This window comes from Gemmatimonas sp. (assembly GCF_027531815.1).
Lineage (GTDB): Bacteria > Gemmatimonadota > Gemmatimonadetes > Gemmatimonadales > Gemmatimonadaceae > Gemmatimonas.
In genome coordinates this window covers 302,750-328,208 of sequence record NZ_JAPZSK010000006.1, presented here as the reverse complement: position 1 = coordinate 328,208, position 25,459 = coordinate 302,750, and the positions used below count along the sequence as shown (strand labels likewise).

23 protein-coding genes and 2 tRNA genes are annotated in these 25,459 nt (G+C 69.6%); 13 read left to right on the top strand and 12 right to left on the bottom strand.

What is annotated here, in order from left to right:
- Positions 1 to 124 precede the first annotated feature (124 nt).
- The 4 genes from ispE to O9271_RS08960 all read right to left on the bottom strand — a co-directional run bounded on the left by ispE (position 125) and on the right by O9271_RS08960 (position 3,895).
- Positions 125 to 1,054: a 4-(cytidine 5'-diphospho)-2-C-methyl-D-erythritol kinase gene (gene ispE / locus O9271_RS08975; RefSeq protein WP_298268477.1), complete on the bottom strand. Its 930-nt coding sequence runs from the start codon at positions 1,052 to 1,054 to the stop codon at positions 125 to 127.
- Positions 1,055 to 1,064: 10 nt separating this feature from the next.
- On the bottom strand, positions 1,065 to 2,069 hold the full coding sequence (locus tag O9271_RS08970; RefSeq protein WP_298268475.1) for a lysylphosphatidylglycerol synthase transmembrane domain-containing protein: 1,005 nt from the start codon (positions 2,067 to 2,069) through the stop codon (positions 1,065 to 1,067).
- A 13-nt stretch (positions 2,070 to 2,082) separates the two neighbouring features.
- A complete protein-coding gene (locus O9271_RS08965) occupies positions 2,083 to 3,090 on the bottom strand; it encodes an Hpt domain-containing protein (RefSeq protein WP_298268473.1) in 1,008 nt (335 codons plus the stop codon).
- A 64-nt stretch (positions 3,091 to 3,154) separates the two neighbouring features.
- Entirely contained in the window at positions 3,155 to 3,895 is a 741-nt protein-coding gene (locus O9271_RS08960; protein WP_298268470.1) for a pyridoxine 5'-phosphate synthase, read from the bottom strand.
- A 49-nt stretch (positions 3,896 to 3,944) separates the two neighbouring features.
- Between O9271_RS08960 and O9271_RS08955 the strand changes: the two genes are divergently transcribed.
- The gene (locus tag O9271_RS08955; protein ID WP_298268467.1) at positions 3,945 to 4,472 is read left to right on the top strand and encodes a hypothetical protein; all 528 of its coding nucleotides are present in this window, start codon (positions 3,945 to 3,947) and stop codon (positions 4,470 to 4,472) included.
- 36 nt (positions 4,473 to 4,508) lie between these two features.
- On the opposite strand, the gene mce is transcribed toward O9271_RS08955, so the two are convergent.
- Positions 4,509 to 4,919 carry a methylmalonyl-CoA epimerase gene (gene mce, locus O9271_RS08950; protein WP_298268464.1) on the bottom strand — a complete coding sequence of 137 codons (411 nt, stop codon included), beginning with the start codon at positions 4,917 to 4,919 and terminating at the stop codon, positions 4,509 to 4,511.
- Between the two features lie 98 nt (positions 4,920 to 5,017).
- Here mce and trxA point away from each other — a divergent pair, with 98 nt between their 5' ends.
- From trxA to O9271_RS08905, 9 genes are all read left to right on the top strand, one after another.
- Positions 5,018 to 5,341: a thioredoxin gene (gene trxA, locus O9271_RS08945; protein WP_298268461.1), complete on the top strand. Its 324-nt coding sequence runs from the start codon at positions 5,018 to 5,020 to the stop codon at positions 5,339 to 5,341.
- 5 nt (positions 5,342 to 5,346) lie between these two features.
- On the top strand, positions 5,347 to 6,276 hold the full coding sequence (gene rsmI / locus O9271_RS08940) for a 16S rRNA (cytidine(1402)-2'-O)-methyltransferase (RefSeq protein WP_298268459.1): 930 nt from the start codon (positions 5,347 to 5,349) through the stop codon (positions 6,274 to 6,276).
- Between the two features lie 10 nt (positions 6,277 to 6,286).
- Positions 6,287 to 7,015 (top strand): DUF4159 domain-containing protein, encoded by a 729-nt coding sequence (locus tag O9271_RS08935; RefSeq protein WP_298268457.1) that lies wholly within the window; start codon positions 6,287 to 6,289, stop codon positions 7,013 to 7,015.
- A 7-nt stretch (positions 7,016 to 7,022) separates the two neighbouring features.
- On the top strand, positions 7,023 to 10,613 hold the full coding sequence (locus tag O9271_RS08930; protein WP_298268455.1) for a DUF4175 family protein: 3,591 nt from the start codon (positions 7,023 to 7,025) through the stop codon (positions 10,611 to 10,613).
- 43 nt (positions 10,614 to 10,656) lie between these two features.
- Positions 10,657 to 12,381 carry a hypothetical protein gene (locus O9271_RS08925; RefSeq protein WP_298268453.1) on the top strand — a complete coding sequence of 575 codons (1,725 nt, stop codon included), beginning with the start codon at positions 10,657 to 10,659 and terminating at the stop codon, positions 12,379 to 12,381.
- A 51-nt stretch (positions 12,382 to 12,432) separates the two neighbouring features.
- The gene (locus O9271_RS08920) at positions 12,433 to 13,722 is read left to right on the top strand and encodes a hypothetical protein (RefSeq protein ID WP_298268451.1); all 1,290 of its coding nucleotides are present in this window, start codon (positions 12,433 to 12,435) and stop codon (positions 13,720 to 13,722) included.
- A 10-nt stretch (positions 13,723 to 13,732) separates the two neighbouring features.
- A complete protein-coding gene (locus O9271_RS08915; RefSeq protein ID WP_298268449.1) occupies positions 13,733 to 16,282 on the top strand; it encodes a helicase C-terminal domain-containing protein in 2,550 nt (849 codons plus the stop codon).
- Positions 16,283 to 16,418: 136 nt separating this feature from the next.
- Positions 16,419 to 17,036 (top strand): fumarylacetoacetate hydrolase family protein, encoded by a 618-nt coding sequence (locus tag O9271_RS08910; protein ID WP_298268447.1) that lies wholly within the window; start codon positions 16,419 to 16,421, stop codon positions 17,034 to 17,036.
- 45 nt (positions 17,037 to 17,081) lie between these two features.
- Positions 17,082 to 18,143, top strand: coding sequence for a hypothetical protein (locus O9271_RS08905; protein ID WP_298268444.1), 1,062 nt, complete (start codon positions 17,082 to 17,084; stop codon positions 18,141 to 18,143).
- Between the two features lie 7 nt (positions 18,144 to 18,150).
- Here the strand turns inward: O9271_RS08905 and gltX are convergent, their stop codons facing one another.
- The 5 genes from gltX to O9271_RS08880 form a co-directional block, all read right to left on the bottom strand.
- On the bottom strand, positions 18,151 to 19,608 hold the full coding sequence (gene gltX, locus O9271_RS08900) for a glutamate--tRNA ligase (protein WP_298268441.1): 1,458 nt from the start codon (positions 19,606 to 19,608) through the stop codon (positions 18,151 to 18,153).
- A gap of 90 nt (positions 19,609 to 19,698) precedes the next feature.
- Positions 19,699 to 19,788: transfer RNA gene (locus O9271_RS08895), tRNA-Ser, on the bottom strand.
- A 192-nt stretch (positions 19,789 to 19,980) separates the two neighbouring features.
- Entirely contained in the window at positions 19,981 to 21,027 is a 1,047-nt protein-coding gene (locus O9271_RS08890) for a hypothetical protein (RefSeq protein WP_298268438.1), read from the bottom strand.
- A gap of 2 nt (positions 21,028 to 21,029) precedes the next feature.
- Positions 21,030 to 21,116 (bottom strand) — tRNA-Ser (locus O9271_RS08885).
- A 51-nt stretch (positions 21,117 to 21,167) separates the two neighbouring features.
- Positions 21,168 to 22,136 carry an aldo/keto reductase gene (locus O9271_RS08880; RefSeq protein WP_298268435.1) on the bottom strand — a complete coding sequence of 323 codons (969 nt, stop codon included), beginning with the start codon at positions 22,134 to 22,136 and terminating at the stop codon, positions 21,168 to 21,170.
- A gap of 63 nt (positions 22,137 to 22,199) precedes the next feature.
- Here O9271_RS08880 and O9271_RS08875 point away from each other — a divergent pair, with 63 nt between their 5' ends.
- The 3 genes from O9271_RS08875 to O9271_RS08865 all read left to right on the top strand — a co-directional run bounded on the left by O9271_RS08875 (position 22,200) and on the right by O9271_RS08865 (position 24,045).
- Positions 22,200 to 23,207, top strand: coding sequence for a DUF1611 domain-containing protein (locus tag O9271_RS08875; RefSeq protein WP_298268431.1), 1,008 nt, complete (start codon positions 22,200 to 22,202; stop codon positions 23,205 to 23,207).
- A gap of 88 nt (positions 23,208 to 23,295) precedes the next feature.
- A complete protein-coding gene (locus tag O9271_RS08870) occupies positions 23,296 to 23,451 on the top strand; it encodes a hypothetical protein (RefSeq protein ID WP_298268428.1) in 156 nt (51 codons plus the stop codon).
- 30 nt (positions 23,452 to 23,481) lie between these two features.
- On the top strand, positions 23,482 to 24,045 hold the full coding sequence (locus O9271_RS08865; protein ID WP_298268425.1) for a Bax inhibitor-1/YccA family protein: 564 nt from the start codon (positions 23,482 to 23,484) through the stop codon (positions 24,043 to 24,045).
- A 45-nt stretch (positions 24,046 to 24,090) separates the two neighbouring features.
- Here O9271_RS08865 and O9271_RS08860 read toward each other — a convergent pair whose 3' ends face one another.
- Positions 24,091 to 24,651 carry an OmpH family outer membrane protein gene (locus O9271_RS08860; RefSeq protein WP_298268422.1) on the bottom strand — a complete coding sequence of 187 codons (561 nt, stop codon included), beginning with the start codon at positions 24,649 to 24,651 and terminating at the stop codon, positions 24,091 to 24,093.
- A gap of 62 nt (positions 24,652 to 24,713) precedes the next feature.
- A complete protein-coding gene (locus tag O9271_RS08855; protein ID WP_298268419.1) occupies positions 24,714 to 25,184 on the bottom strand; it encodes a hypothetical protein in 471 nt (156 codons plus the stop codon).
- Between the last annotated feature and the right edge of the window lie 275 nt (positions 25,185 to 25,459).

Genomic DNA, 25,459 nt, shown 5'->3' with positions numbered 1-25,459 from the left:
GTGAAATCCTCGCGAGCGTGAGGGGGATGCTCGTGGCCACCCTGTGAAGCGACGCTTCGCGACGCGCCTGGAGCGTCAGCCCGCCACGATCGACGCAGGCGTCGTCAATGGCAGGGGCCGGACATCATACGGTGCCCGTGCGCACCACCGTCCCGCCCGCGGGCGCCTCGGGGGCCACGCGCAGCTCTGGCGGGTGCAGCACAAAGCAGGTCGCGCCGCTCCCGCTCATGAGCGCCATGGCCACGTGGCCGTCGGCCCGCAGTCGCGCCGCCTCGTCGCGCAGCACCGGCAGCACCGCCGCTACGCCGGCATGGAGCGCCGGCACCACCTGCTCGAAGTCGTTGGCCGCCAGCGACGCCACGCGATGCCACGACGTAAACGCGTCAGGCGGGTAGGCGTAGGCGCGCACCGACTCCCCGCTCGCCTCGCGCGCCCGGGCGAACGCCCCGTACGCCGCCCCCGTGTTCACTCCCTCGTTGAAGGTCACCAGCGTGACCGCCATGGGAGGAAGCGGGGGGAGCGGCACCAGCCGGTCGCCGCGCCCCCAGCCCCAAGCCAGCGGGATGTCGCACACCATGAACGGCACGTCGGCGCCCAGTGTGCCGGCAATCTCCAGCAGGCGCGCCGGACCCAGCGGGGTGGGGCACAGCGCCTCGAGGCCGCGCAGGACCGCGGCGGCATCGGCGCTGCCGCCGCCGAGTCCTCCGCCCACGGGAATGTGCTTGTCGATGGCGATCTGCCAGCCGGTCTCCCAGCGGGCGGCGTCGCAGTACGCACTCGCCGCGCGCCACGCGAGGTTCTGCTCCGGGGGGCCCAGCCCCTGCGGCGGCATGCTCGGGCCGTCACACTGCAGCACACATGGATTGTCGTTCACCGTCACGGACACCCGGTCGTACAGGTCGAGCCGCTGAAAGAGCGTTTCGAGCCCGTGGTAGCCGCCCGCTTCGCGCGCCAGGATGCGTAACAGGAGGTTGACCTTGGCATGGGCGCGTTCGACGCGCAGGGGACCGGAGGAGAAGGCGCTCACGCTGTCGGGGAAAGAGTTGAGGTGCATGCGGCGACGTTCAGCGAGGCTGCGCCTGTGTCACATCGCGCACACTGAGCCCCACGCGCGCAAAGTACAGCGCGCCCAGGATGGTAATGGGCACGAAGGTGAGCAGGTGGTAGCCCAGCGCCCAGCTTACCGCGAGCTCCTTGGGCACGCCGTACACGGTGAGCCCCACACTGGCCGCCGCCTCGAACACCCCGAAGAAGCCAGGCGAACTGGGCACGGCCACGCCAATGGCCAGCACGCCCTGCAGGAAGAGCGCGGCGCTGAGCGGCGCCTCAATGCCCACCGCTTCGAACCCCAGCCAGAGCGCCAGGGCGTGCGTGAGCCAGTGCAGCAGCGTCCAGCCGAAGACGGCGGCGAAGCGTCGCGTGTCGCGCAGCACGCCGAGACTGCCCACGCCCAACTCCACGAAGCCGACAATGAGGTCGCGACGCGCCGGCAGCAGCCGGCCGGCCACACGGCTGGCGAGCCCCACCACGAACTGCGGACGCAGCACGATCACATAGCACACCGCGAGCGCCGCACCCACGAGCGCCACCCCACCTACCGCCACATCGCTCATGGAACGGCCGGCGATGGTGGCCCCGGGAGGGAACTGCGGGTCGAGCATGGCGGCGAACATGAGCAGGAACACCACCAGGGCGTCGAAGATGCGATCGACGGCGAGCGAGCCGAGGGCGCTCGTCATGGCCACGGCGGGTACTTCGCGTGAGAGGGCGAAGGCGCGCGCAAACTCGCCGGCGCGCAGCGGAAACACATTGTTCATCATCATGCCGATGGCCGTGCTGCGCCACAGCGGCCCAAAGGGCAGGCGCCCCGCCACCGGCTCGAGAATGGGGCGCCACTTGCGCGCCCGCATGGGGAAGATGGCGGTGCCAACGATCGTGCAGAGGGCGAAGAGCCAGACATTCGCCTGACGCAACACGTTCCAGACGGCATCGAGGGGCACATCACGCAACGTCCACCAGAGCAGCAGTGCGCTGAGGAGAAACCCCACCACCGTCCGGCCTGGATTCACGCGTGCGGCCTGTTCACGTGGTGACAGCCAGGTCGAGCAGGTCGCTCAGCTCCTCGAACAGCGCGTGCGCTTCGGGTTGCGCGAGGGTGCCGCGCTGCCAGTGCACCTTGAGCTGATCGCGGACCTCGCGTGCACGAGTGACCGCCGAATGTCCACGATAGAGCATGCTTTCGATGGACACGATGGCGGCCTCGGGGGCAGGGGCACCGTTCCAGGTGAGGTTGGCCTGTTTCACCTGCGCCGCCAGTTGCGCGTCGGTGAGCTCGCGATTCATGAGCAGCTGCGCCACCGCCTGCACGCCGACGCGCTCCACGCCGCTGTCGAGGGGGGCGCGGGCCATGCGGGTGGCCAGCCCGGCAATGCTGGTGGCGCCATAGCTGTCAGCCACATCGGCCAGCCCCAGCAGCGCCCGGCGCACGCCGTCGGTGAGCGCCAGCTGCGAGGGGCCCGCCTGGCTGGTGGCGAGGGCGGCGGACTCACGCGCCACGCCGTCGGCAGCCGCGGCGATATCGCTCCGGAAACGCTGCCCGATGGTGACCGCGGGGGTGGGGTTGCGCTGCACGATGGCCGGCAGCCCGTCGTCGGGGAAGAAGCGCGCAATGGGCTGCACCTGCAGCACGGGCGATTCGGCCGGCGACGTGGTGGCCAGATACCCGGCGGCCACCGAGGCCAGCGCCGCCGACTGCGTGCGCGCTCGGCGCTGGTCGGCGTCGGCCCAGACGGGCGCCCGGTCCACCAGCTGCCGCAGTTCGGCAATGGCGCCGCGCACGGCGAACTGCAGGCGCTGATCCCAGCGCAGCTCCCCGTCGCGCAATCCGGCCGCGAGGCGTTCGAGCGTGGAGGCGAAGTCGGGGAGCCCCTCGAGCCGCGTCATGGTGGCGCTGCCGCGCAGCGCCCGCGCACTGGTCAGAAACGAGGACGGATCGGGCGCCTGCGTGTCCGCGAGGAGCTGTTCGAGCCGGTCGAGGTACTCCGTGGCTTCCTTCTGGAAGAACTCGAGCAGGGCCTGGGGTGCACTCATGCGCGCTGGAAATGAGGGGTGAGCAGACCGCGATCGTGGCACGGCGCGAGCAGCAGTGGGGCGATCAGAACCGGTCCGCTTCCCGGGCCTCATCCATGGCCTCCCGCACCTCCCGCACCGCCGCGTCAAGTCCGATAAAGATGGCGCGTCCAACGATCGCGTGCCCGATATTGAGCTCCTCGATCTCCGGAATGGCCGCCACCGGCCCCACGTTGTCCACGGACAGCCCATGCCCGGCGTGCACCGCGAGCCCCAGGGCGGCCCCCAGGGCGGCGGCACTCCGCAAGGCCTGCAGCGGCGCCGCGGACCCGGGATGGTGCGCGTACGTGCCGGTGTGCAATTCGATGGCGTCGGCCCCCACGGCCTGCGACAGCCGAACGGCCGCCTCGTCAGGGTCGATGAACAGACTGGTGCGGATCCCCACCTGCTGCAGGCGCGTCACGGCCGCCCGCACCGCCGTTTCGTGGCGCACCACATCCAGCCCGCCCTCGGTGGTAATCTCTTCCCGGCGCTCCGGCACCAGCGTTACCTGGGCGGGCCGAAGTGTTTCGGCCAGACGGAGCATGTCGTCGGTTATGGCACACTCCAGGTTGAGCAACGTCGTGACCGTGGCCGCGAGGCGCGTGATGTCGTCGTCCTGGATGTGCCGCCGGTCTTCGCGCAGGTGGGCCGTGATGCCATCGGCGCCGGCCCCTTCGCAGACGGTGGCGGCGGCAACGGGGTCGGGCGTGCTGCCACGCCGCGCTTGCCGCAGCGTCGCGACGTGATCGATGTTGACGTACAGTCGCTGGTATGGAAGAGCCATGTGCGGGGAGACGTAGGTGGCCTGCAGGCAATGATGGTAGCTTACACCCATGCACGATCACACCGAAGGCAAGGAGGCCCTGGTGCGCAGCACGCGAAATCTGAACTGGCTGGTGTTGGCGGGGGTGCTCCTCACGAGCGCCTGTGCCCGGCAGGCGGTTTCCACGGATCTGTCCATCCCCGGCGCATCCGCCCCCTCGGTGGGCGCCGCTCCCAACACTGTGGGCGCGGCCTCGGGGCGCGCCGCCGTTGAAACGTTCCTCGCCGCGGTCAAGGCGCAGGACCTGCAGGGCATGTCGGGGCTCTGGGGCAACAGCAAGGGGCTCGCCCGCGACCAGCTCAAGCGGGAAGAGCTGGAGAAGCGGCTCATCATCATGCAGTGCCTCATGCAGCACGACCAGGCCACCTTCCTCGAGGAGCGGGCGCGCCTGCAGACCAGCGGCCGGCAGGAGCACCTGATCACCCTCACCAAAGGGAAGAACTCCGCCAACACCACCATCACCACCATCGTCGGACCCGGGGGGCGCACCCTGGTGGAAGACGTGGACCTGAGCAAGCTGCGCGACTTCTGCCGGTAGCGCCGCGGGGCGCCCTGTCCGGGCTGGACAGGCGGACTAGTATTCGGACAGTTCCACGAGCACCCCGCCTGTCGCGCTCGGATGGAGAAACGCGATGCGTTTCCCTTCCGCGCCGATGCGTGGGGTGTCGTCGATAAGCCGGAGACCGGCGTCGCGGCACTTCTGCAGCATGCCGTCGAGGTCGTCCACGGCGAAGCACACGTGATGGATACCGGGGCCGCGCTTGGCGACGTACTTGCCAATGGGTGTGTCCTCGGCCTGTGCCTCGAGGAGCTCCACCAGCGATTCCCCCGAGGCCAGGCCAACGATGGTGGCCCCGTCGGAGTTGCCCAGCGGCACCTCCGGCATGTCCAGCACGTCACGCATGAAGGGGAGCAACTCGTCGATGGCGCGAACCGCAATTCCGATGTGGGCAATGCGGGTGCCGCGGCGAACGGATTCGGTCATGTCGGTCTTCACTTGGGATCGGGGTGGCGGAAGTACAATTCTAATCCTGCAGCGGGGTACGGACGCCGGAGACGGCGGCTCGTCCCACGGAGCACACGATGGCCAACGCAGTCGAAGTGAAGGACGACACGTTTGCAACCGAGATCGAGCAGCAGCCCGGGCTGTCGGTGGTCGATTTCTGGGCAACGTGGTGCGCGCCGTGCCGCATGATCGCTCCCCTCGTGGAGCAGCTCGCCGTTGACTACGCGGGCAAGGTGAAGGTGGCCAAGCTCGACGTCGACAACAATCAGCGGACCGCCGCGAAGTTCAACGTGCGGTCGATTCCCACCATCCTGTTCTTCAAGGACGGGAAGCTGGTGGATCAGGTGGTGGGGGCGGTGCCGCGCCCCGCGCTCGAGGCGAAGTTCAAGGAACACGCCTGAGTCACGTGCCCCCCCACGCGGGTCCCGAGCCCGGCGACGAGGCATCCACCTCCGCGCACGCGGCGTCGGTGGCGCTGGCCGACCGGGCGTCGGCCCTCTGGCCCCAGGCGGCAACGCCTGGGGCCTTGCACGTGGTGAGCACCCCCATTGGCCATCTCGCCGACATCACGCTGCGCGCTCTCGCCGTGCTGCGTCAGGCAGCAGTGATCTGCTGCGAGGACACGCGCCACGCGCGGCCGCTCCTCGACCGCTACGGCATCGGCACCCCCACGTTCGCCCTGCACGAGCACAACGAGGCGAGCGCCGTGCCGCGCCTGCTCGAGCGGCTGCGTGGCGGCGACGCCGTAGCCGTCATCAGCGACGCCGGTACGCCGCTGGTGTCCGACCCTGGCGGGCGACTGGTGGCCGCCGCGAGCGACGCCGGCCTGCGCGTCGTTCCCATTCCCGGCGCGTCGGCCACCCTTGCCGCCCTGGTGGCAAGCGGGCTGGCGGCGCACCCCTTCACGGTGCTCGGCTTTCCCGACCGCAAGGGGCGGGGGCGCGAGGATACCCTCGCCCTGGCCGCACGACTGCCCCATGCGGTGGTACTCTTCGAGTCTCCCAATCGGTTGGTGGACACGCTGCGTGACCTGGCCGCCATTGCCGGGCGCGAGCGGCGGGTGGCGGTGGCGCGCGAGCTCACCAAGCACTTCGAGGAAATCCGCCGCGGAACGCTCGAGGAGGTCGCCGCGTATTACGAAGCGGTGCCCCCACGCGGGGAAATCGTGTTCGTGCTCGACGGCGCAACGGCTGCGGAACCCACGGAAGACGGCCTGCGTGCCACTGCGGCGGCAATGCGGGAGCAGGGCTTCCGCCCGCGGGACATCGTTCGCATGCTCATGGACGAACACGGCGCCAGCCGCAACCTTGCCTATCGTCTCGCCCACGACACCTAGCCGGTCCCGCATGCGCGTCACGCAGCGCTCGTCCCGTCTTCTCCTGCTCGCTGCGTGCATCGCCCTGCCCATGGGGCTGCTCGCCGCGCGTCCGCCGCGGGTGTTGCCGTTAGCCGTTGCGTCTGCGGGGCCGGGACGGCTGGCCATTGCCCGGCTGCAGTACGAGGGCGGGGGCGACTGGTACGCCAACCCGTCCAGCCTGCCCAATCTCATTCGTGCCATCGCCGAGCGCACGGCGCTGCCCATCGAGCGCGCCGAAGCCAAGGTCACCCTCACCGACTCGGCGCTCTTCGACTTCCCGTTTCTGCACGCCACCGGGCATGGCGAAATGAAGCTGAGCGAGGTGGAGGTGCGCCGGCTGCGCGAGTACCTCACCCGCGGCGGCTTCCTGCACGTCGATGACAACTACGGCCTCGACGAAAGCTTCCGCCGCGAGATCGCGCGCGTCTTCCCCGACCGGCCGTTGGTGGAGGTGCCCTTTTCGCACCCCATCTACCGCATCGTCTACGACTTCCCGACCGGGCCGGTCAAGGTGCACGAACACGACGGCAAGCCGGCCAAGGGCTACGGGATCTTCATCGGCAACCGGCTGGCGCTGTACTACACGTTTTCCGCCGATCTGGGCAACGGGTGGGAAGACGTGGGTACCTACCCCGATCCGCCGGCGCTGCACGAGCAGGCGCTGCGCCTCGGTGTCAATCTTTTCACGTATGCGGTGACCAGCCGCGTGCAACCGTGAGCCGCGCATGACCGCACCTGCTCTTGGCGGCCTTCCCGGCCTGTCGTCGGCGCCCACCGCGCCAGCCGGGCGCGCCCTCGCCACGCGCCTCGACGAGCAGCGCCAAACCCTGGCGGTGCGCGGCACCGCGGCGTCGGTCCTGCTGGCCGTGGCGCTGCTCGGTACCGTGGTGGCGCTGTCGGCGCTCCTGCTGGCCAACGGCCGCTGGATCGATCTCCCCGCGGCGCTGCCGCTGCTGCTGGCGGTTGTGGCGGTGAGTGCGGCGGCGGCCACCTTCCTGTGGCGTCACCGGCAACTGCAGCAACGCCTCACCCGTGATGCCCTGGCGGCCGCGGTGGAACGCGAGCAGCGGCTGCGCGAAGGGTCACTGCGCGGGGCGCTCGAGGTCGCGGCCACCGGCGTCCTTGGGGCCCGCGCTGCCGACGATGTGGCGGGTCGCCTGGTGCCGGGCACGCTTACTCCCGAACTGGTCGCGGGCGCCTCACGGGCGCTGCTGCTGGCGGGCGGTGCGGCCCTCGTTGGCGCGGCGGCGTTGTTCACGGCGGCGCGCGTGGCCCCCGATGGGCTGGCCGCCGTGCTGCAGCCCGTGAGCGCGTGGCGCGGGACCCTGCTGCCGGCACTCGCCTTCGATGGGTTGAGCCCGCGCGTCCCGCGTGGCATGCCGGTCACTCTGGCCGTGGTGGCCAGCGGCCGCCACAGCATTACCGTGTCGTGGCGCGCCGAGGGTGAGCCATGGCGCGACAGTGTGCTGGCGGTCCCGAACGAGGGCCGGGTGACGCTCGCGCTGGGCGCCGTGCGCGCGGCGACCGCCATTCGCGTGAATGACGGCCGCTCCCCTGAACTCTCGGCCGCGCTGGTGGTGGAAGAGCGGGGCTGGATTGGCGATGTTGCGCTGCGCGCCATGTACCCCGCGTATCTGGGGCGCGCCGACGAAACGCTGGAGCCGGTGCCGCCACTGCGCGTGCCGCGCGGCACCCGCATTCGCGTGCGGGTCATGTTGCGGGGCGGCGCGCGCGATGCGCAGGTGAGTGATGGGCAGACCAGCGTGCCGCTCGTGGCGGCCGCGACCGCCGGTGATGGGGTGCCTGCCGAAGCGGTGTTTACCGTGGACCGGGACGGCACCTGGGGGTGGCGTGCCAGCGCGACCCCGCGCGCCGACGGGGCGGTGCTCCCCCCCGAGTTGCCCGACTCGCTCCCCTTTACCGTGATCCCCGATCAGGCGCCCGAGGTGCAGATCGTAGCGCCAGCTACCGACACCGCCATCGGGCCCACCGGGGAAGTCCCGGTGCTGGTGGACGCGGGTGACGATCACGGCGTGGCGCGCGTGCATCTGGTGGTGTGGAAGGAAGCGGCGAGCGGCGCCGGCGCCATGCGCCGGGAGCGCGTGGAGGTGGCCACCCCCCAGTCGCCAGTGTTTCAGGGCGGGGCAACCGTGTCGCTCGACGGTCGGGGGCTCGAGCCGGGCGACCGCCTGCATGTGACGGCGGTCGCCACGGATGATTCGCCGTGGGCGCAGCAGGCCCAGAGCGCCGAGATCATCCTGCGCATGCCCACCCTCAGCGAACAGCGCGCCATGGCGCGCTCGCTGGCCGACTCGCTGGCCGCCAAGGCGCAGCAGCTGGCGCAGCAGGAACGCCGACTGCAGCAGAACACCGCCGATGCCTCGCGGAGTCGCGACCTCAAGGCGACCACTGGTGATCAGGCCACCAAGGGACAGCAGAACGACGCCAGCAAGGCCATGAGCTTCTCGCAGGCCGAGAAGGCCAAGCAGCTGGCGCGCGAACAGCAGCAGCTGTCGGCCAAGGTCGACTCGCTGCGCATGAACGCCAAGGAGCTCGAGTCGCGGCTCAAGAACGCGAACGCGCTGGACACCACGCTGGCGTCGCGCATGCGTGACATCCAGAAGATGCTGCGCGATGCCATGACCCCCGAGATGCAGAAGCAGCTGGAGGAGCTCAACAAGAACTCCGACCGGTTGAGCGGCACGCAGGCGCAGCAGAGTATGCAGCAGCTGGCTGAAGCGCAGAAGCAGATGCGCGAGCAGCTCGAGCGCAGTGCCGAGATGCTCAAGCGCGCCGCGCTCGAGGGCGCCATGCAGACCTTGCGCGACGACGCCCGTGAGCTGGCCAAGGCCCAGCAGCAGGCCGCCGATCGCATGGACGGCAAGGCACCCAAGGGCGAGGCGCGACCGGGGGAGAAGGGCACGCCACAGGGGCAGCGACCGCAAGACGACCCGCGAGCGTTGGCCGATCGGTCGCGCGATCTTGAGCGGGAAGTGCAGGCGCTGGCCAAGCGACTGGAGGAGGCAGGAGCCAAGCCCGGTGCCTCCAAGACGCGCGAGGCACAGCCTGCCGCCAAGGAAGCGGCCGATGCCATGAGCCGCGCGGCGCAGATGGAGAAGGCGCAACAGCAGGCACAGGCCCAGCCGCAGAAGCCGCAAGGCCAGCAAGGCCAGCAAGGCCAGCAAGGCCAGCAAGGCCAGCAAGGCCAGCAAGGCCAGCAAGGCCAACAAGGCCAGCAAGGCCAGCAAGGCCAGCAGGGCCAGCAGGGCCAGCAGGGCCAGCAGGCGCGTCAGGCGGCCGATGCCATGGAACGTGCCGCGCAGCAGCTTTCGCAGGCCCGGGACGCCCAGGTGAACGCGTGGAAGGGCGAGCTTTCCGACCAGCTCGACCAGTCCATCAACGAAACCATGCAGCTCGCCCGACAGCAGGCCGAGCTGGAAAAGAAGATGCGCCAGCAGGGACAGCAGGGACAGCAGGGCGCGCAGGGGATGCAGGGCGAACAGAGCGCCCTGCAGCAGGGGGTGCAGCAGGCGGCGGAACGGCTTGAGCAGGCCGGCCGACAGTCGTCGCTGCTGTCGCAGCGGTCGCAGAAGCAAATGGCCGAGGCGCAGCGGCGTGTGCAGCAGGCCACGCAGGCCATGCAGCAGGCCGGGCAGGGGCAGCCTGGCGGAACGGAGCAGGCGCAGAGCGCCATGAAGGACGCCAGCGAAGCGCTCAACCAGGCGCTCAGTTCCCTGGTGCGCGACCGGGAGCGCGTGAACAACGCCCAGTCGGCCTCGGGGTTCACCGAGATGATGGAGCAGCTCAAGCAGCTGGCGCAGCAGCAGGGGCAGCTCAACTCGCAGATGCAGGGGCTCAACATGATGCCGGGCGGCGCCAAGGGCGATCAGGCGCAGCAGCAGGCGCGTGTGCTGGCGCGCCAGCAACGCGAGGTCGCGCGCAGCTTGACCGACGTGTCTGACGTGGACCAGACGGGTCGTACCGATGCGTTGGCCAGGGAAGCGCAGCAGCTGGCGCAGCAGCTCGAACGTAATGGTCTCGACCCGGCCGTGGCGGCGCGGCAGCAGCAGCTGTACCGTCGCCTGCTCGACGCCGGCCGCTTCCTCGAACAGGAGGAACGCGACGATCAGGGACCGCGGGAGGCCAAGGCCGGCAACGGCAACGGTGCCGCCGGCCGCGTGGACGGGCCGCAGTCGGGCAAGGCGGGGAGCAAGTACGCGCCGCCCACCTGGAACGACCTGCGCGGGCTCGGGCCCGAGGAACGCCGGCTCGTGATCGAGTACTTCCGCCGGCTCAATGGCACCACGCCGCCGTAACACCACCACGCGCCCGCTGTGCGTGGCGGGCCTACGGTGCGCCGTGGCCATCTTGGCCATCGCGGTGGCCGTCACGCCCGCCAGGAGTGCCGCGCAGCTCGCCACGGTGCAACCGGTACCGGCCAGCGCCGATGCGCTGGCGCGGGCGCTCGCCGCCGAGGATCGACGCGATGTGGCGGCCGCCAGCGCGGCGTATCGGGAGGCGCTGCAGGGGGCCCTCACCCTCGGATCCGCCGACGGCGATCGCGTGGCGCTCGCGCTGCTCGGGCTGGAGCGGGTGTGGGCCGATGCCGGCATGCTCGACTCCATCGTGCCGGTCGCGGCGCGGGTGCTGCAACTGCGCCCCACCGACCCGACGGCGCGCTCCGTGCAGCTGCGCACGCTGGTGACCATGGGGCGCGATGCCGAAGCACGCGAGGCGTTCACCGCCTGGCGGCGGGTCACCGGCAGCGAATCCACGCCGTACCGCGAGTACGCCCGCCTGCTGCTGCAGCAAGGCCGCGCGCTGGCCGCCGACAGCGTGCTTGCCGACGCGACGCGACTCATGGGAGCCGCCGGGGCGCTCTCGGGGGAAACGGCACAGTTGCACATCGCGCTGCAGCGCTGGGTGCCGGCCGCGCAGGCCTTTCGCGATGCGCTCGCCGAGCAGCCATGGCTGGAAACGGCGGCGCTGTTCGGGTTGCAGCGGGTCCCCGCGGTCACGCGTGACTCGGTGCGCACCGTGCTGCTGGCGCCGCCGGTGACGCTGCCGCCACGCCGGTTGCTCTCGTCGCTGGAGTTTGCGTGGGGTGAGCCGCGCAAGGCGTGGAGTGCCATTGCCACGCTGCCGGCCACCGACTCCACCACGGCGTCGTGGCGCAATTTTGCGGAGCGGGCCGAGCTCAACGAGTCGTGGCTCGTGGCGCGCGATGCCTGGCTCGCCGTGTTCGACCGCATGGGCGACCTGGAATCGCAGCAGCGCGCCGCCGACGCGGCGTTGCGTGCCGGCGATGCCACGGGTGCCCTGGCGCTCGTGCGCCGCCGGTCGGTGGCGAGTGGCAAGGCGGCCGACTCCGCACGCGTACGCGCCCTGCTGGGCCTCGAGATTGCCGCCCTGGGAGAGTTGGGGCGCGGCGCCGAAGCCCAGCAGAAGCTTGCCGATGCCGCGAAGTCACTCGACCCCGATACACGCGCGGCCCTCACACGCCCTCTCGTGGCCGCGTGGTTGCGCTCAGGCGATGTGGCGCGGGCACGCACCGCCATGCAGGGCAGTGACCTGGCGGACGATGACGAGATGGCCGGCTGGCTCGCCCTCTACGACGGCGACGTAGTGAATGCCCGCAAGCGGCTCCTGCGCGCGGCGTCGAACCGACCGGAGCTGGTGGATGCTCTCGGCATTCTCGCGCGTACGCGGGTCGAGCAGCTCCCCGGCCTGGGCGAGGCCTTCGTGTTGCTCGCCCGGCGCGACTCGGCCGCCGCGGCCGCGCGGTTCGTGCGCCTGGCCGATTCCGTGGGCGCCGCGGCGCCGGCGTTTCTGGCGCAGGGTGCGCGACTGAGCGCGCGCGCCGCCGCGTTCACGTTGCACGAGCGCATCGTGCGCGAGTTTCCCCGCAGCCCCGAAGCCCCCGAATCGCTGCTCGCCTGGGCGCGCGCCTTGCGAGACGGCGGAGATCTTCCGGCTGCCGTGGCCCGGCTCGAACAGCTGCTGGTGGAGTATCCCACCAGTGCCCTGGCCCCGCAGGGGCGCCGGGAGCTGGAGCGCCTGCGAGGCACCATACCCCCGGCCTAGTCGGCGCCGCGCTCCCTGCCGCCTGCTCCCCGCCTCCTGCTACCTTCCGGCATGCCCGTCTGCCCCTTGGTCACCCGCGCCGTGCGCTCCACGCTGCTTCTCGTTGGGGCCGTGATCTCACTCGCGCGTCCCGCGGCCGCGCAGCATCTGCTGCTGCCCATGGACGACGCGCAGCGCAATCACCTCAAGGCGTACGGTGTCACGTACCAGGCGCTCAAGGCCGGGCAGAAGGCCGAGTGGTTGCTCAACTATCGCGGCGGTGCCTTCCTGCTTCCCGACGTGCCCGATCTGCGCAAGCGGGCCGCGCTGGAAGGGGTCAGTGTGGAGCCCATGACCGATGGGGCCGTCGCCGCGGTGCGGGCGGAGATCGCCGGCGGCAACATGGACGCCGTCGTGCTCGAACGGTCGCCCAAGATCGCCATCTACCGTCCCGTCGATCAGCCACCCTGGGACGATGCGGTCACCCTCGCCCTCACCTACGCCGGCATCGACTTCGCCTCGGTGTGGGACAACGAGGTGCTCAAGGGCGATCTGTCCAAGTACGACTGGGTGCATCTGCACCACGAGGACTTCACCGGGCAGTACAACAAGCTGTATCTCGCGTATCGTGATGCGCCCTGGTTCGTGGCGCAGCGCGAGCGTGACCTCAGCACGGGGCGGCTCTTCGGCAAGGACAACGTGCCGGCGCTCAAGAAGGCCGTGGCCGACAACATCCGTGGCTTCGTCGACCGCGGCGGCTTCCTCTTCGCCATGTGCGGGGCCACCGAATCGCTCGACCTCTCCATTGCGTCGCTGGTCGTGGACATCGCGGGGCCCTTCTCCGATGGCACACCCCCCGATCCCAACGCCGACACCAAGCTCGATTGGACACGTGCTCTCGCCTTTCAGGGAGCACACGTGGAACCGTCGCCGTATGTGAACGCGCTCAGCGATATCGACGGCCATCAGGTCAACGTTCCGTCGCGGCGGCAGCCGCTCGGCACCTTTTCGCTCTTCGGCTTCAGCGCCAAGCTCGATCCCGTGGCCACCATGCTGGTCCAGAATCACCGCACGGTGGTGGCCGATTTCTACGGGGTAACCACGAGCTTCAACAAGGCGGTGGTGAAGCGCAACGTGACCGTGCTGGCGCAGGAAGAGGGCGCGCCGTGGTCCAAGTACCTGCACGGCGATTACGGCAAGGGCTCGTGGACCTTCCTCGGCGGGCACGATCCCGAGGATCCGCAGCATGCGATCGGCAGTGCGCCAACGGATCTCTCGCTGCATCCGAACTCCCCGGGGTACCGCCTCATCCTCAACAACGTGCTGTTCCCGGCCGCCAAGAAGAAGCCGCGGAAGACGTGACGGGGCGCTGATGGCGCAGGTGGCAGGAGAAGCGCGGCTGCTGCCCAAGGCGGCGGCCGCCATGCGTACGCAGATCCGGTTGCATGGCGGCAACGAAGTGTGCTTCGTGTGCACCGTGGACGATCAGGGCCACGTGGCCACCGCGCGCAAGGTCGCCGCCGGTGACGTGCAGAGCGTGCTCGCCCTCCCCGGCGTGGCCGATCGCGGCGAATTGCTGGTGCACAACCACCCCTCGGGCGAACTCACGCCCAGTGATGCCGACATGGAGGTGGCGTACCGCCTCCACATGAACGGCGTGGGCTTCGCCATCGTGGACAACGAGGCCACGCGCATCTACTTCGTCACGGAGATTCCCGAGGGGCGCACGCTGGTGCCCGTCGATCCGGACGACGTGGATGTGCAGCTTGGCCCCCACGGGCTCATCGCGCAGGCCATGCGCCGCGTGCACGGGGCGCGCGACTACGAAGACCGTCCGAGTCAGCGCGCCATGGCGGCCGAGGTGGTGACGGCCTTCAACGGAGGCGGCGTGGCGCTGCTCGAGGCTGGCACGGGCGTGGGCAAGTCGCTCGGGTATCTCGTGCCGGCGTTGCGCTGGGCGGCCGCCAACGGTGAGCGCACGGTCGTGAGCACCAACACGATTACGCTGCAGGAACAGCTGGTGGCCAAGGATCTGCCGTTCCTGCAGCGGGCGCTCACCGACCAGCCGGTGCGCTTCGCGCTGCTCAAGGGGTGGCGCAACTACCTGTGTCTGTACCGGCTGCAGCAGGCGCAGGGGGCGGGGGCGGCGCTCTTCGAGGACAATGCGTCCGGCGAAGTGGCGAAGATTGCCGAGTGGGCGCAGCGCACGAAGGATGGCTCGCTGAGTGACCTGGGCACCGCGCCGCGCGCCGACATCTGGGACGAGGTCTCCGCCGAGCCCGATCTCTGCGGGCGTCTCAAGTGCGAGTTCTACAACGACTGCTTCCTGTTCAAGGCGCGCAAGGACGCGGCGAACGCCGACATCGTGGTCGTGAACCATCACCTGCTGCTCTCCGACGTGGCGGTGCGACGGCAGGCGCAGAACTGGGACGAGGCCGCGGTGCTCCCGGCGTACAAGCGCCTGGTGATCGACGAAGGGCATCATCTCGAGGATGCGGCAGCCTCGCACCTGGGCAGCTCCATCACGCGTCGCGCGCTGGCGCGCATGTTCAACCGGCTCGAACGGCGCGGCAAGGGGTTGCTGCCGGCCCTCATCGCGCGCCTGGCCGGTGGCAAGGATCTGCTGAGTACGGCCAGCCTCGATCTCGTGCAGGAGCGGCTCATCTCGAGCACGCTCACGGCGCGCGATCGCGTGCAGTTGCTCTTCGAGTTGCTCGCCGCCGTGCTCGAAATGCAGGGCACCGCGGTGATGCGCCTCACCGGCGAGTTCCAGCAGCACGACCTGTGGCGCAACGGCATCGAGGGCACGCTCAAGGAACTGCTCACGGAGATCGATGCGCTCGCGACCGGCCTCAAGGTGGTGCGCGACCGCTTCGAGAGTGACAAGAAGCGCGCGGAGGAGCTCGCGCCGCTGCTCAACGAGCTGCGGGCGGTACTGCGACGGTTGCAGAGTGCCGGCGATGCCCTGGCCAAGGGACTCATGCCCCCTGCTGACGGTCCGCCGGTCGTGCGGTGGATGGAGTTTCAGGGCAAGCCGACACCCAATGAGCGCAACGTGGCCGTGCACTGCGTGCCGCTCGATCTCGCGCCGGTGCTGCGCGAGGATCTCTTCGAGCGTGTGGAGACGGCAGTGATCACCAGTGCCACGCTGGCCACGCACGGTGGGTTTGCGTTTCTCGAGGAACGGCTGGGGATTGCCGACGCGCGCCGCTCGAAGCAGGCGGCGATGTTTCCATCGCCCTTCGATTATCCGCGCCAGGCGGTGCTGGTGGTGCCCACCGATCTGCCGGCGCCCAATGAACAGCCGCGCGAGCATTTCGCGGCGGTGTGCCGTCATCTGCGCGACCTCATGACGGCCAGCGACGGCGGGCTGTTCGCCCTGTTCACGAGCCACCGCGATGTCCGTGAGGCGGCAGAATGGCTGCGTGGACCGGGGCAGGGGGGCAACTGGCCGCTGCTGGTGCACGGCGAGGAACCGCGCGACGTGCTGCTGCAACGCTTCCGTGACAGCGGGCGCGCGGTGCTGCTGGGGACCGCCACCTTCTGGGAAGGGGTGGACGTGCCGGGCGACGCCCTGCGTGGGCTGCTCATTGCCAAGCTGCCGTTTCGGGTGCCCACCGAACCCATGGTGGCGGCGCAATGCGAGGCCATCGAGGCGCGCGGCGGCAACAGCTTTGGCGAGTTCATGCTGCCGCACGCGTCGCTGCGCCTCAAGCAGGGGTTCGGTCGACTCATTCGCACTGCCACCGACGCCGGCGTGGTGGTCCTCAGCGACCCGCGCGTGATCAGCAAGCGCTATGGCCGCGAACTCCTCGATGCCCTGCCGCCCGCCCGCCGCCTCGTGGGCGCGTGGGAGGAGGTGCGCGGTGAAGTCGCGAGGTTCTACCGGCAGCGGGGGGCGGGGGGGACAGCAAAAGCGTAACGTGTCAGGAGTTGCCTCCCAACCGCACCGCGTCAACGGGAGACGGCTTCTGGCGCCGTACTGTCAGGTGGCAACACTTTACCCTTTACGCTGTAGCCGTTCTTCCCCCGCCGCCGCCACCCACCAGCCATCCCCCATGCCACGTCCCTCCAAGATCGTCTGCGTTGGCCGCAATTATCTCCTGCACGCGAAGGAAATGGGCAACGACCTGCCGGCGGAACCGTTGCTGTTCCTCAAGCCGCCCTCGTCCATCATTCGCGAAGGCGAGGCCATCGTGCTGCACCCCGTGTCCACGCACATCGAGTACGAGGGGGAGATCGCCATCGTGATGGGCGCGCGGCTCAGCCGGGCGGCCAGTGAAGCCGAGGCGGTGGCGGCCATCGGCGGGGTGGTCGCGCTCAACGATGTGACCGCGCGCGATCTCCAGAAGAACGACGGGCAGTGGGCGCGGGCAAAGGGGCTCGACACCTTCTGCCCCATTGGCGAACCGGTGCCGGCGCCGGCCGACCTCGACGCCATCGAGCTGGTCACGCGCCTCAACGGGGTGGAAGTGCAGCGGGCCCGGGGTGGGGACATGGCGTTCCGCATTCCGTTCCTGCTGCACTACATCTCGCAGTACCTCACCCTCGAACCCGGCGATGTGGTGGCCACGGGCACCCCGCACGGGGTGGGGCGGTTGTCTCCGGGTGACGTCGTCGAGGTGGAACTGGTCGGCTTGAGCCGGGTGTCAAATCCGGTAGTAGCCGCCAGCTGACCGCCGGGCCCCCCTCCCACCGAAAAATCCGAGTATCTTTCTCGTATGCCCCGTCCTCCCGCCAAGACGCCGCCGCCAGACGGCCGTCCGTCCGGCCCTGCCGAGCGGGGGGATGGTGCCGGTGCGGGCAGACACCGCGTGGCGAAGGGCTCACTGGGGGCGCGTCTCTCCGGGTTCCCCCGTGGCGAGAAGCGGTCACCGCGGGCCGTGGCCGTGGCCGTGGCACTGCACGTGCTCGTGGGCGGCGTGCTCATTCAGGCGCTGACGCTGGGGTACGGCGTGCCGCAGTGGCTGCAATTCAACGACGGTCAGGCGACCCGCGAGGAACGGGTCACGTACATCACGCCCGTGCCGCCCAAGACGGAGCCGCCTACCGAAGTGCGTCGCCCGGTGGCCGAACAGCCTGCGGTGCCGCGTCCGTCGGCACTCCCGTTCAACCAGCAGGCCGACAGCCGGCCTGCCGTCCCGCCGCCCGCAGCCCCAACGCCGCGCGATACCGGTAGTGGCGGCACCGTGGGCAACGGCATTGGCGCGCTCGACCCCAATGTGCGAGGCGTCCGCCCCGGCTACACCGATGAACGCGTTTGGCGTGGTCCCGTGGGACAGGGCGGGGCTGGGGGCACCGGCATCGCGTCGGGTGACCGGGCCGACAAGCTGGACAGCATCATGGCCGGCATGCTCACCGCGGCACGCGACTCGCTCGACTCGCTCAACCGGGCGCAGGGGCGCGGACAGTACGGGCGCGCCCCCGGCGACTGGACCAAGACCGACAAGAGCGGCAACAAGTGGGGATGGGACCAGCAGGGCATTCGCCTGGGGAAGGTCATGATTCCCAATGCGCTGCTGGCGTTGCTCCCCCTCAATGCCGCCACCGCCGCCGGCATGTCAGCCAATCCTGCGGGGATGGCCAATGCTGCGCGCATCAACGCGGGACGTGCGGACATTCAGCGCATGTCCGAACGCGGCATGGGCGAGGCCGAGTTCAAGCGCATCGTCAAGGAAATGGACAAGCGTCGCGACGCCGAACGACGCGAGCGGCTGCGCGCACCCAGCGCGAGTCTTGCGGCGCCCCTCAAGGCTGAACCGAAGAGCGTCGACAAGCAGTAGCGCCGCGCTACTGCCTCAGGTAGGCCACCGCTTCGGCGATGCGTGCCAGTGAGCGTTCGCGCCCCACGTACAGCAGCACGTCGAAGATGCCCGGGCTCACCGTAAGGCCGGTCAGCGCCACGCGCAGCGGCTGGAAGATCTTGCCACCCGAAATGCTGCGCTCTTCGGCGAGCTTGCGCAGCCCTTCCTCCATGGCCGCCGGCTCCCACGTCTCGAGCGAGGCGAGCCGTTCCCGCGTGGCATCGAGAATGTCGGCGGTGGCGGCGGCATCGCGCCACTGCTTGCTCACCGCCTCAGGGTCGTACTCTACCGACTCCACGAAGAAGGGGCGCGCCTGCGCCACGATCTCGTCGGTGAGGCGTGCGCGAATGCGCAGCAGCTCCAGCACGCCGCAGAACCACTGGTGACGCGCCTGCAGGTCGGCCACGGTGGCCAAGCCTGCGCGCTCCACCATGGGCGCGACGATGGTGGCCAGCTGATCGATGGGGATCTGTGCGAGATGCTGGCCGTTCATCCACTCCAGCTTCTTCGTGTCGAACACCGCCGCCTTGGCGTGCAGGCCGTGCACGCTGAAGCGCTCGATGAGCTCCGGCATGGTCATCACTTCCGTGTCGTCTCCGGGTGACCAGCCGAGCAGCGCCAGGAAGTTGAGCATGGCCTGCGGCAACAGCCCCTGGTGCTGGTAATCGCCCACCGCCGTGGCGCCGTGACGCTTCGACAGCTTCTTGCCGTCGGTGCCGTGAATCATGGGTACGTGGCCGAACTGCGGCACCTCGGCCCCGAGCGCCCGATAGAGCAGGATCTGCTTGGGGGTGTTGGAGATGTGGTCGTCGCCGCGCATGACGAGCGTGATGCCCATCGCGATGTCGTCGGACACGACCGCCATGTTGTACACCGGCGTGCCGTCGGACCGGAGGATGATGAAGTCCTCGATGTCCTTGTTGGGAAAGGCGATGCGCCCGTGTACGAGATCGGGCCATTCGGTCGTGCCCTCCGGCACGCGGAAGCGGATGGCATACGGCTCGTTGCTGGCGAGCTTCTCGGCCAATTCGTGTTCGCTCAGCTCGGCATGGGTGCGATCGAACTTGAACGCATCACCCCGTGCCTCCGCCTCGGCGCGCAGTCGCTCGAGCTCGCTGGCCGGCGTGAAGTCGCGGTACGCCGCCCCCGCGTCCAGCAGACGGTGCGCGTCGGCATAGTGCCGGGCCACGTTGGCCCCCTGGTACACGACCTCTTCGTCCCACGTGAGGCCGAGCCACTCCATGCCTTCGAAGATGGCGCGCGTGCTTTCGTCGGTGCTGCGCTGGCGGTCGGTGTCCTCGATGCGCAGCAGGAAATCGCCATCGTACTTCTTGGCGTACAGCCAGTTGAAGAGCGCCGTGCGCGCGCCGCCCACGTGCAGGAAGCCCGTGGGCGAGGGGGCGAAGCGCACGCGAGGGCGCTTGCCGGAAGACGCAGCCGTCATGAAGGACACAGACCGGAGAGGGTCGGAATGCGACGAAAAGCCGGAACAAAAAAAGCGCGGGTCCGCCGGAGACCCGGCGGACCCGCGGCACGGAGAGAGCGGGATTCGAACCCGCGATAGGGGTTGACCCCCTATGCCGGTTTAGCAAACCGGTGCCTTCAGCCTCTCGGCCATCTCTCCTCACCCCTCGAGGACGCCGCGAATCTGTTGCCGGGCAACAGGTTGGACGCCTTCGCCGCCTTGGCTCCGAAGAATCACGACGGAGCGGAAATGTAGTCGGGGGCGCAGCGCGGAGGCAATGGCAATGGCGCGGGTCCTGTGGATCCCATGATGGCCTGTGCGCGCCATGTGCCGCCACGCCGGTCGTGTGAGCTAGAAGTCCACGCGCCACAGCTTGCCGTTGGCACCACCTATCCACACCTGGCGCCCCACGGCAGATACGCCGGTGGTGACGTCGGTGGTGATTGTGATCCAACTGCGCCCTTCATCGCGCGTGTAGAACGCCCCGCCGAATCCCACGGCCACGGCGGTGCCGGGATCAGCACCGGGCACCCAGGTCACACCGGCGAGCGCGCCGGGGCGGGGTGGGCGAGCGCGCATGGACCAGGTGCGACCGCCGTCGGTGGTGACTCCCACGACACTGTGCGCCGAATCGGTGCGCAGGCGGTTCATGTCGCCGGCCACGGCAATGCCACGTTGCGGCGAGGCGAACGACAGCCCCGACAGCCCGGCGGCCCCCCCCCGCGTGAACGGCGTGTTCTCCACGCTCCAGCTCCGTCCGGCATCGCGACTGCGGAACAGCCGAGACCCGGGCGACCCCGTGGCGATGTACACCGTGTTGGCGTTTCCGTGCACCACGCAGAGGCCACTGGCGGCGAACGCCCCTTCACCGGGGAGCGGCGCCGGGACGGCCGTGGGGGCAAGCAGTTGCCACGTGTGTCCGGCGTCCTCGGTGCGCAGGATGTTCGTGCGCTGCTGCGACGCGTCGCCGTACGCCACTCCCGTACTGGACGAGCCGAACGAGAGGCAGTCGTAGAACGCCGCCGAGTCGGCGTTGCGGAATTGCAGGCGCCAGGTGGCACCACCGTTGGTCGTGCGATAGATGCGCGACCTGGACCCGCTGCCGGCGGAGAGGATCCAGGCGGTGTCGGCATGCACGGCGTGAATGTCGCGGAACTCGAGCGAGTCGCCGGCTGGCGTCTCGAGCCGTTCCCAGCTGTTTCCGCCGTCGCGCGAGCGCACGACTGTGCCCTTGTGGCCCGACGCCCACACCACCTGCGCGTTCACGGCGTGCACGGCCTGCAGGAGCGCCGAGGCGGCACTGGGCAACTCGGTGACCCGCGGAACCGGTGGCTGCGCCCTGCCCACGGTGGTAACCGCGCACAGCAACAGCCACGAAACACGCAAGGGAGTGCTCATAACGGGGGGAGTGGGATTCGAACCCACGGTACCGTTGCCGGTACGCCGGTTTTCAAGACCGGAGCCATAAACCACTCGACCATCCCCCCTGTCCGGCCGGCGCGCGAACGCCACCGCCGTCTCGGCAAAATGATCGGTCGTCAGCGCCCGGGCAACGCCGGCAAGGCATCCACGAACGTGATCATCTGCTCGCGATGGGCCGGGGTGGGCAGGCGCCCGATGCCGCCACCGATGTTGTCGATCATGTTCTTCGCCTGGCTCGTGGCCGGCGTCACCGCTGTAATGGCGGGGTGCGAGAGGCAGAACTTGAGGAAGAACTGCGCGTACGTGGTGGCGTCGAACTCCCGCGCCCACTCCGGCAGCGGGGTGTTGGCCGCCCGGCGAAAGAGGCTCGTGCGACCGAACGGGGCGTAGGCAAGCACGGCGATCTTCCGCTGCTGGGCAAGCGGCAGAATGACGTCTTCCACGTCACGATTGTCGGCCGCGTAGTCCACGCCGATGAAGTCGAGCGGCTCGTTGCGCATCACATCGATGAGCGAGGCGTACTGGTTGGGGAAGGTGGTGGTGATGCCTACGTACCGCACCTTGCCGGCCTGCTTGAACTCGCGCGCCACCTTCAGCTGCGTTGGCGGGTCGCCCATGTTGTGCACCTGCAGGAGATCGATCTTCGGCTGCGCGAACCGCGTGAGACTGGTCTCGACTTGCGCGCGCGCGGCGACCGGATCGGCGGCGGCGCCACCGCGCCCGGCCACGTTCACCTTGGTCGCCCAGAACAGCTTGCCGGCAATGCCCATCTCGTTCACGAGCGTGGCCGCGACGGCCTCCGATGCGCCATACGACGGCGCCGTGTCGAAGACGCGTGCTCCGCGATCGACCATGGCCTGAAAGACCGCCCGCAACGCCGTGACGTCCTCCGAGCGGGCCACGCTCGCAAACGTCGCCGAACTTCCCAGCCCGATGACGGGAATCGTCTCGCCGGTGGCGGGAATGGCGCGCTGCAGCAGCGGGCCCTGAGGCAGCGCCGCCAGCGCCCGAAGCAGCTGGGGCGTGAGCCCGAGTGAGGCACCGACGCCGGCGGTGCCAACGAGGAAATCGCGACGGGAGATCATGCGGGAAATATGTGGCGGCCCCCTGCCTTCCCGCATCGTGCGGGACGTGCCAGACTCTACCCCATGCTCACGCTTCGCGCTCCCTATCTGCTCTTCCTCGGTGGTGCCCAGCACATCACCGACGCCAAGACCGCCTCCGGGCTTCGCGACTGGTGTCCGGACAAGGTGTGCGGCGAGTGGAGCCTTCCCGAGTGCTCGGTCTCGCTCGGTTTGCCGCGCCGTTCTCCGGCCGACGCTGCCGCGGCGGGGGCCGGCAGTCTGGTCATTGGGGTGGCGTCGGTCGGCGGCACGCTGCCCCAGGCCTGGCAGGCCGATCTGCTCGCCGCCATTGCCGCCGGACTCGATGTGGTGAGCGGCATGCACACACGGCTCACCGACTTCCCCGACCTGGTGGATGCCGCCGCGCGGCACGGGGGGCGGCTCGTGGACGTGCGCCACACCACACAGCGGTTCGCCGCCGGCACCGGGCGCAAGCGCACCGGCATGCGCATCGCCACGGTGGGTACCGACTGCGCACTGGGGAAGAAATACACCGCGCTGGCGCTCACGCAGGCGCTCACGGCGCGTGGGGCCCGCGCGACCTTTCGGGCGACCGGGCAGACCGGCATCATGATCGCCGGGAGCGGCATTGCCATTGACGCCGTGGTGGCGGATTTCGTGGCGGGAGCGGCTGAGACGCTGTCTCCCGACAACGACCCGGCGCATTACGATGTCATCGAGGGGCAGGGATCGCTGTTTCACCCGGCCTACGCGGGCGTCACCCTGGGACTGCTGCACGGCTCCCAGCCCGACTGGATCGTGCTCTGTCACGACGCCTCGCGCCTGCACATCGAGCACCGGCCCCAGTTCCGCATTCCACCACTCGCCAACGCCGCGGCCCAGTATCTCGAAGCGGCGCGGGTGACCAATCCGGCGGTGCAGCTTGCCGGGGTATCGGTCAATTCGTCGTCCCTGTCTCCCGAGGCTTGGCTGGCATACCGGGACCGGGTGGCCGAGGAGGTGGGAGTTCCCGTGTGCGATCCCCTGCGGGGTGGGCTCGAGCCGATCGTTTCCCGCGTTCTTGGTGTATAGTCCGGGAGTGCCCCGTCCCGCGCTGCCCGTGCCGGGCAGGCGGAGCGGTGGCGGCCACACGGCAACCTGTCCCTCAGCTCCCCGCTTCATGCGTACCAACAATCCAGTCCTTTCGCGCTTCGCGGACACGGCGCGCCAGACCTTCGGCCTCGTTTCTCCCGGCGCCATGACCGTGGCCGGGACGGCTGGGAAAGCCATGCTGCTGTTGGCCGTCGTGGTCTTTTCGGCCACGATGACCTGGTAACAGGTGGCTGGCGGCCGCCCGGAGCTGGTCATGCCCGCCATGCTCGTGGGTGGCCTGGGCGGGTTCGTGTTCGCCCTCGTGACCAGCTTCCGCCCCCAGTGGGCGCCGTGGACCGCGCCCATCTATGCGTCGCTGGAAGGGATCTTGCTGGGCGCCATTTCGGCGCTCTACAACACGCGCTTCGCCGGGCTGCCGCAGCAGGCGGTGCTGCTCACCTTCGGGGTCGCAGCGGGAGTGCTGGTGCTCTATCGCCTGCGCATTCTGCGCGCGACGGCCGGCTTCAAGCGCATGATGCTGGGCGCCGTCATCGGCATCGGCCTCTTCTACCTCGGCTCCTTCCTGCTGTCGCTCTTCGGGGTGCAGGTCGGCTACTTCACCAGCACGAGCTGGCTCGCCATTGGCGTGAATGTGGCCATTGCCGGCGTTGCGGCACTCAATCTGGTGCTCGACTTCGACCGCATCGAGGAAGGGGCGCGTATGGGGGCGCCGAAGGCGATGGAGTGGTTCGCCGCCTTCGGCCTCATGGTTACGCTGATCTGGCTGTATCTCGAGCTGCTGCGACTGCTGTCGCGCTTGCAGGGGCGCCGCGACTGACATCGCAGTCCGCGCCGCATCGCCCCGCACGTCGCAATCGCCCGCTCACCGTCCGTTCGGTGAGCGGGCGATCTGCATTTGCTCCCGCAGTTCACGCAGCACGGCCGCCGTGATATCGGCCTTGTCGTCGGCGTCGAAGATGACCTGATCGTTCGAGCGATCGAGCACGAGGTCATAGCCGGCACGCAGTCGCACGGCGCGTACGGCGGCACGTACTCGCTCGCGCAACGGCTGCTGCAGTTCGGCCTGCCGCGTGAGGATCACATGGTCGAGATTGGCGGCCATTTCCTCCACCAGCAGCTCGCGCGCGCGCAGATGCATGGCCGTCGCCTCGCGCTGCCGCGGTGTCAGGCGCGCTTCGTGGCGTACGAACTCGTCGAGTGCCGCGCGCAGTGAATCGGTGGCGGCGCTGAGCAGTGTGCGCGCCTTCGCCTGCTCGAGAGCGAACTCCGACTCGGCCGCCGAGCGCTCGGGCATGGAGTCGAACACCACCCGCGCATTGAACACGGCCACGCGAAGCGGAGGCGCGGCGCCCTTGGCGCGCGGCGAGGACGACGTGCCCTGGGCTCGCGCCTCGCCCACCAGCGCGAGGGAGGCGAGAGCCACGGCGGCCACTCCATGACGCAACAGGTCCCGCGCGTGGCTGCGCCGATTTGGTGAGGGGCGCATCAGCGCAGCTCCGTGGTCCGGGCAACACCACGGCGCGGTGGCTCGCTGGCGGCCATGGCCGCCTTGGCCAGCGCCACAAAGCGCACGGCACTGTCCACGTCCACACCGTGCAGTACGAACCGGCGCGAGATGGTCACAACGCGTACCATCGGCAACTCGGCGTCGGTGACCATGTCCACCCGCCGCAGGTGCTCGGCCGGCACCCAATGTGCACGCGCCCGCACGCGGTCGAATCCTTCATCGGTGAGGGTGGCAATGAGCACCCCCTGCGTGGTGACCACCCAGACCGGGCGCCCCTCGCGCGTCGGTCGGCCACGCGTGTACGTGATGATGTTCGAGCCGTTGGTGAGCCACGCCTCGATGGCGTCACGCTCCTGTTCGGTGAGCGGCTCATTGCGACGCGGCAGGTGACGATCGGCAGACAACAACCGCATACGCCCGCGCCACGGTGTTTCCAGCGCTTCGTTCATCGGCATCCCCTCCAGGGGGCGGTGCCGTGCGGTGGACTCGCCAGGGGCAGCGCGACACCGCACGACACAGAGTGTGCGGTGGTCTCGCGCAATGCGGATGCTTCCGCACGCGGCCGACCGGAGACTCGCGTCTCGTGATGACGGTCGACCGCTCCCGTGTCCGGCACGGGCGGCTACTCCCCAACCAGGATGCGATCGCGAGAGCGATCACCCCATCACGTTAGGGCGCCGCCATGAGGGCAACAATAGGTACACGATTCGAATTTTCGGACCCG

Excerpts from the sequence above, each read along its gene's own strand:
- O9271_RS08875 (WP_298268431.1), top strand. The coding sequence starts at position 22,200 with ATGCTCACGCTTCGCGCTCCCTATCTGCTCTTCCTCGGTGGTGCCCAG.
- O9271_RS08870 (WP_298268428.1), top strand. The coding sequence starts at position 23,296 with ATGCGTACCAACAATCCAGTCCTTTCGCGCTTCGCGGACACGGCGCGC.
- trxA (WP_298268461.1), top strand. The coding sequence starts at position 5,018 with ATGGCCAACGCAGTCGAAGTGAAGGACGACACGTTTGCAACCGAGATC.
- O9271_RS08915 (WP_298268449.1), top strand. The coding sequence starts at position 13,733 with ATGGCGCAGGTGGCAGGAGAAGCGCGGCTGCTGCCCAAGGCGGCGGCC.
- O9271_RS08935 (WP_298268457.1), top strand. The coding sequence starts at position 6,287 with ATGCGCGTCACGCAGCGCTCGTCCCGTCTTCTCCTGCTCGCTGCGTGC.
- O9271_RS08955 (WP_298268467.1), top strand. The coding sequence starts at position 3,945 with ATGCACGATCACACCGAAGGCAAGGAGGCCCTGGTGCGCAGCACGCGA.
- O9271_RS08865 (WP_298268425.1), top strand. The coding sequence starts at position 23,482 with ATGCCCGCCATGCTCGTGGGTGGCCTGGGCGGGTTCGTGTTCGCCCTC.
- O9271_RS08930 (WP_298268455.1), top strand. The coding sequence starts at position 7,023 with ATGACCGCACCTGCTCTTGGCGGCCTTCCCGGCCTGTCGTCGGCGCCC.
- ispE (WP_298268477.1), bottom strand. The coding sequence starts at position 1,054 with ATGCACCTCAACTCTTTCCCCGACAGCGTGAGCGCCTTCTCCTCCGGT.
- mce (WP_298268464.1), bottom strand. The coding sequence starts at position 4,919 with ATGACCGAATCCGTTCGCCGCGGCACCCGCATTGCCCACATCGGAATT.
- O9271_RS08960 (WP_298268470.1), bottom strand. The coding sequence starts at position 3,895 with ATGGCTCTTCCATACCAGCGACTGTACGTCAACATCGATCACGTCGCG.
- O9271_RS08855 (WP_298268419.1), bottom strand. The coding sequence starts at position 25,184 with ATGAACGAAGCGCTGGAAACACCGTGGCGCGGGCGTATGCGGTTGTTG.
- O9271_RS08920 (WP_298268451.1), top strand. The coding sequence starts at position 12,433 with ATGCCCGTCTGCCCCTTGGTCACCCGCGCCGTGCGCTCCACGCTGCTT.
- O9271_RS08910 (WP_298268447.1), top strand. The coding sequence starts at position 16,419 with ATGCCACGTCCCTCCAAGATCGTCTGCGTTGGCCGCAATTATCTCCTG.
- O9271_RS08880 (WP_298268435.1), bottom strand. The coding sequence starts at position 22,136 with ATGATCTCCCGTCGCGATTTCCTCGTTGGCACCGCCGGCGTCGGTGCC.
- O9271_RS08965 (WP_298268473.1), bottom strand. The coding sequence starts at position 3,090 with ATGAGTGCACCCCAGGCCCTGCTCGAGTTCTTCCAGAAGGAAGCCACG.
- O9271_RS08905 (WP_298268444.1), top strand. The coding sequence starts at position 17,082 with ATGCCCCGTCCTCCCGCCAAGACGCCGCCGCCAGACGGCCGTCCGTCC.
- gltX (WP_298268441.1), bottom strand. The coding sequence starts at position 19,608 with ATGACGGCTGCGTCTTCCGGCAAGCGCCCTCGCGTGCGCTTCGCCCCC.
- O9271_RS08890 (WP_298268438.1), bottom strand. The coding sequence starts at position 21,027 with ATGAGCACTCCCTTGCGTGTTTCGTGGCTGTTGCTGTGCGCGGTTACC.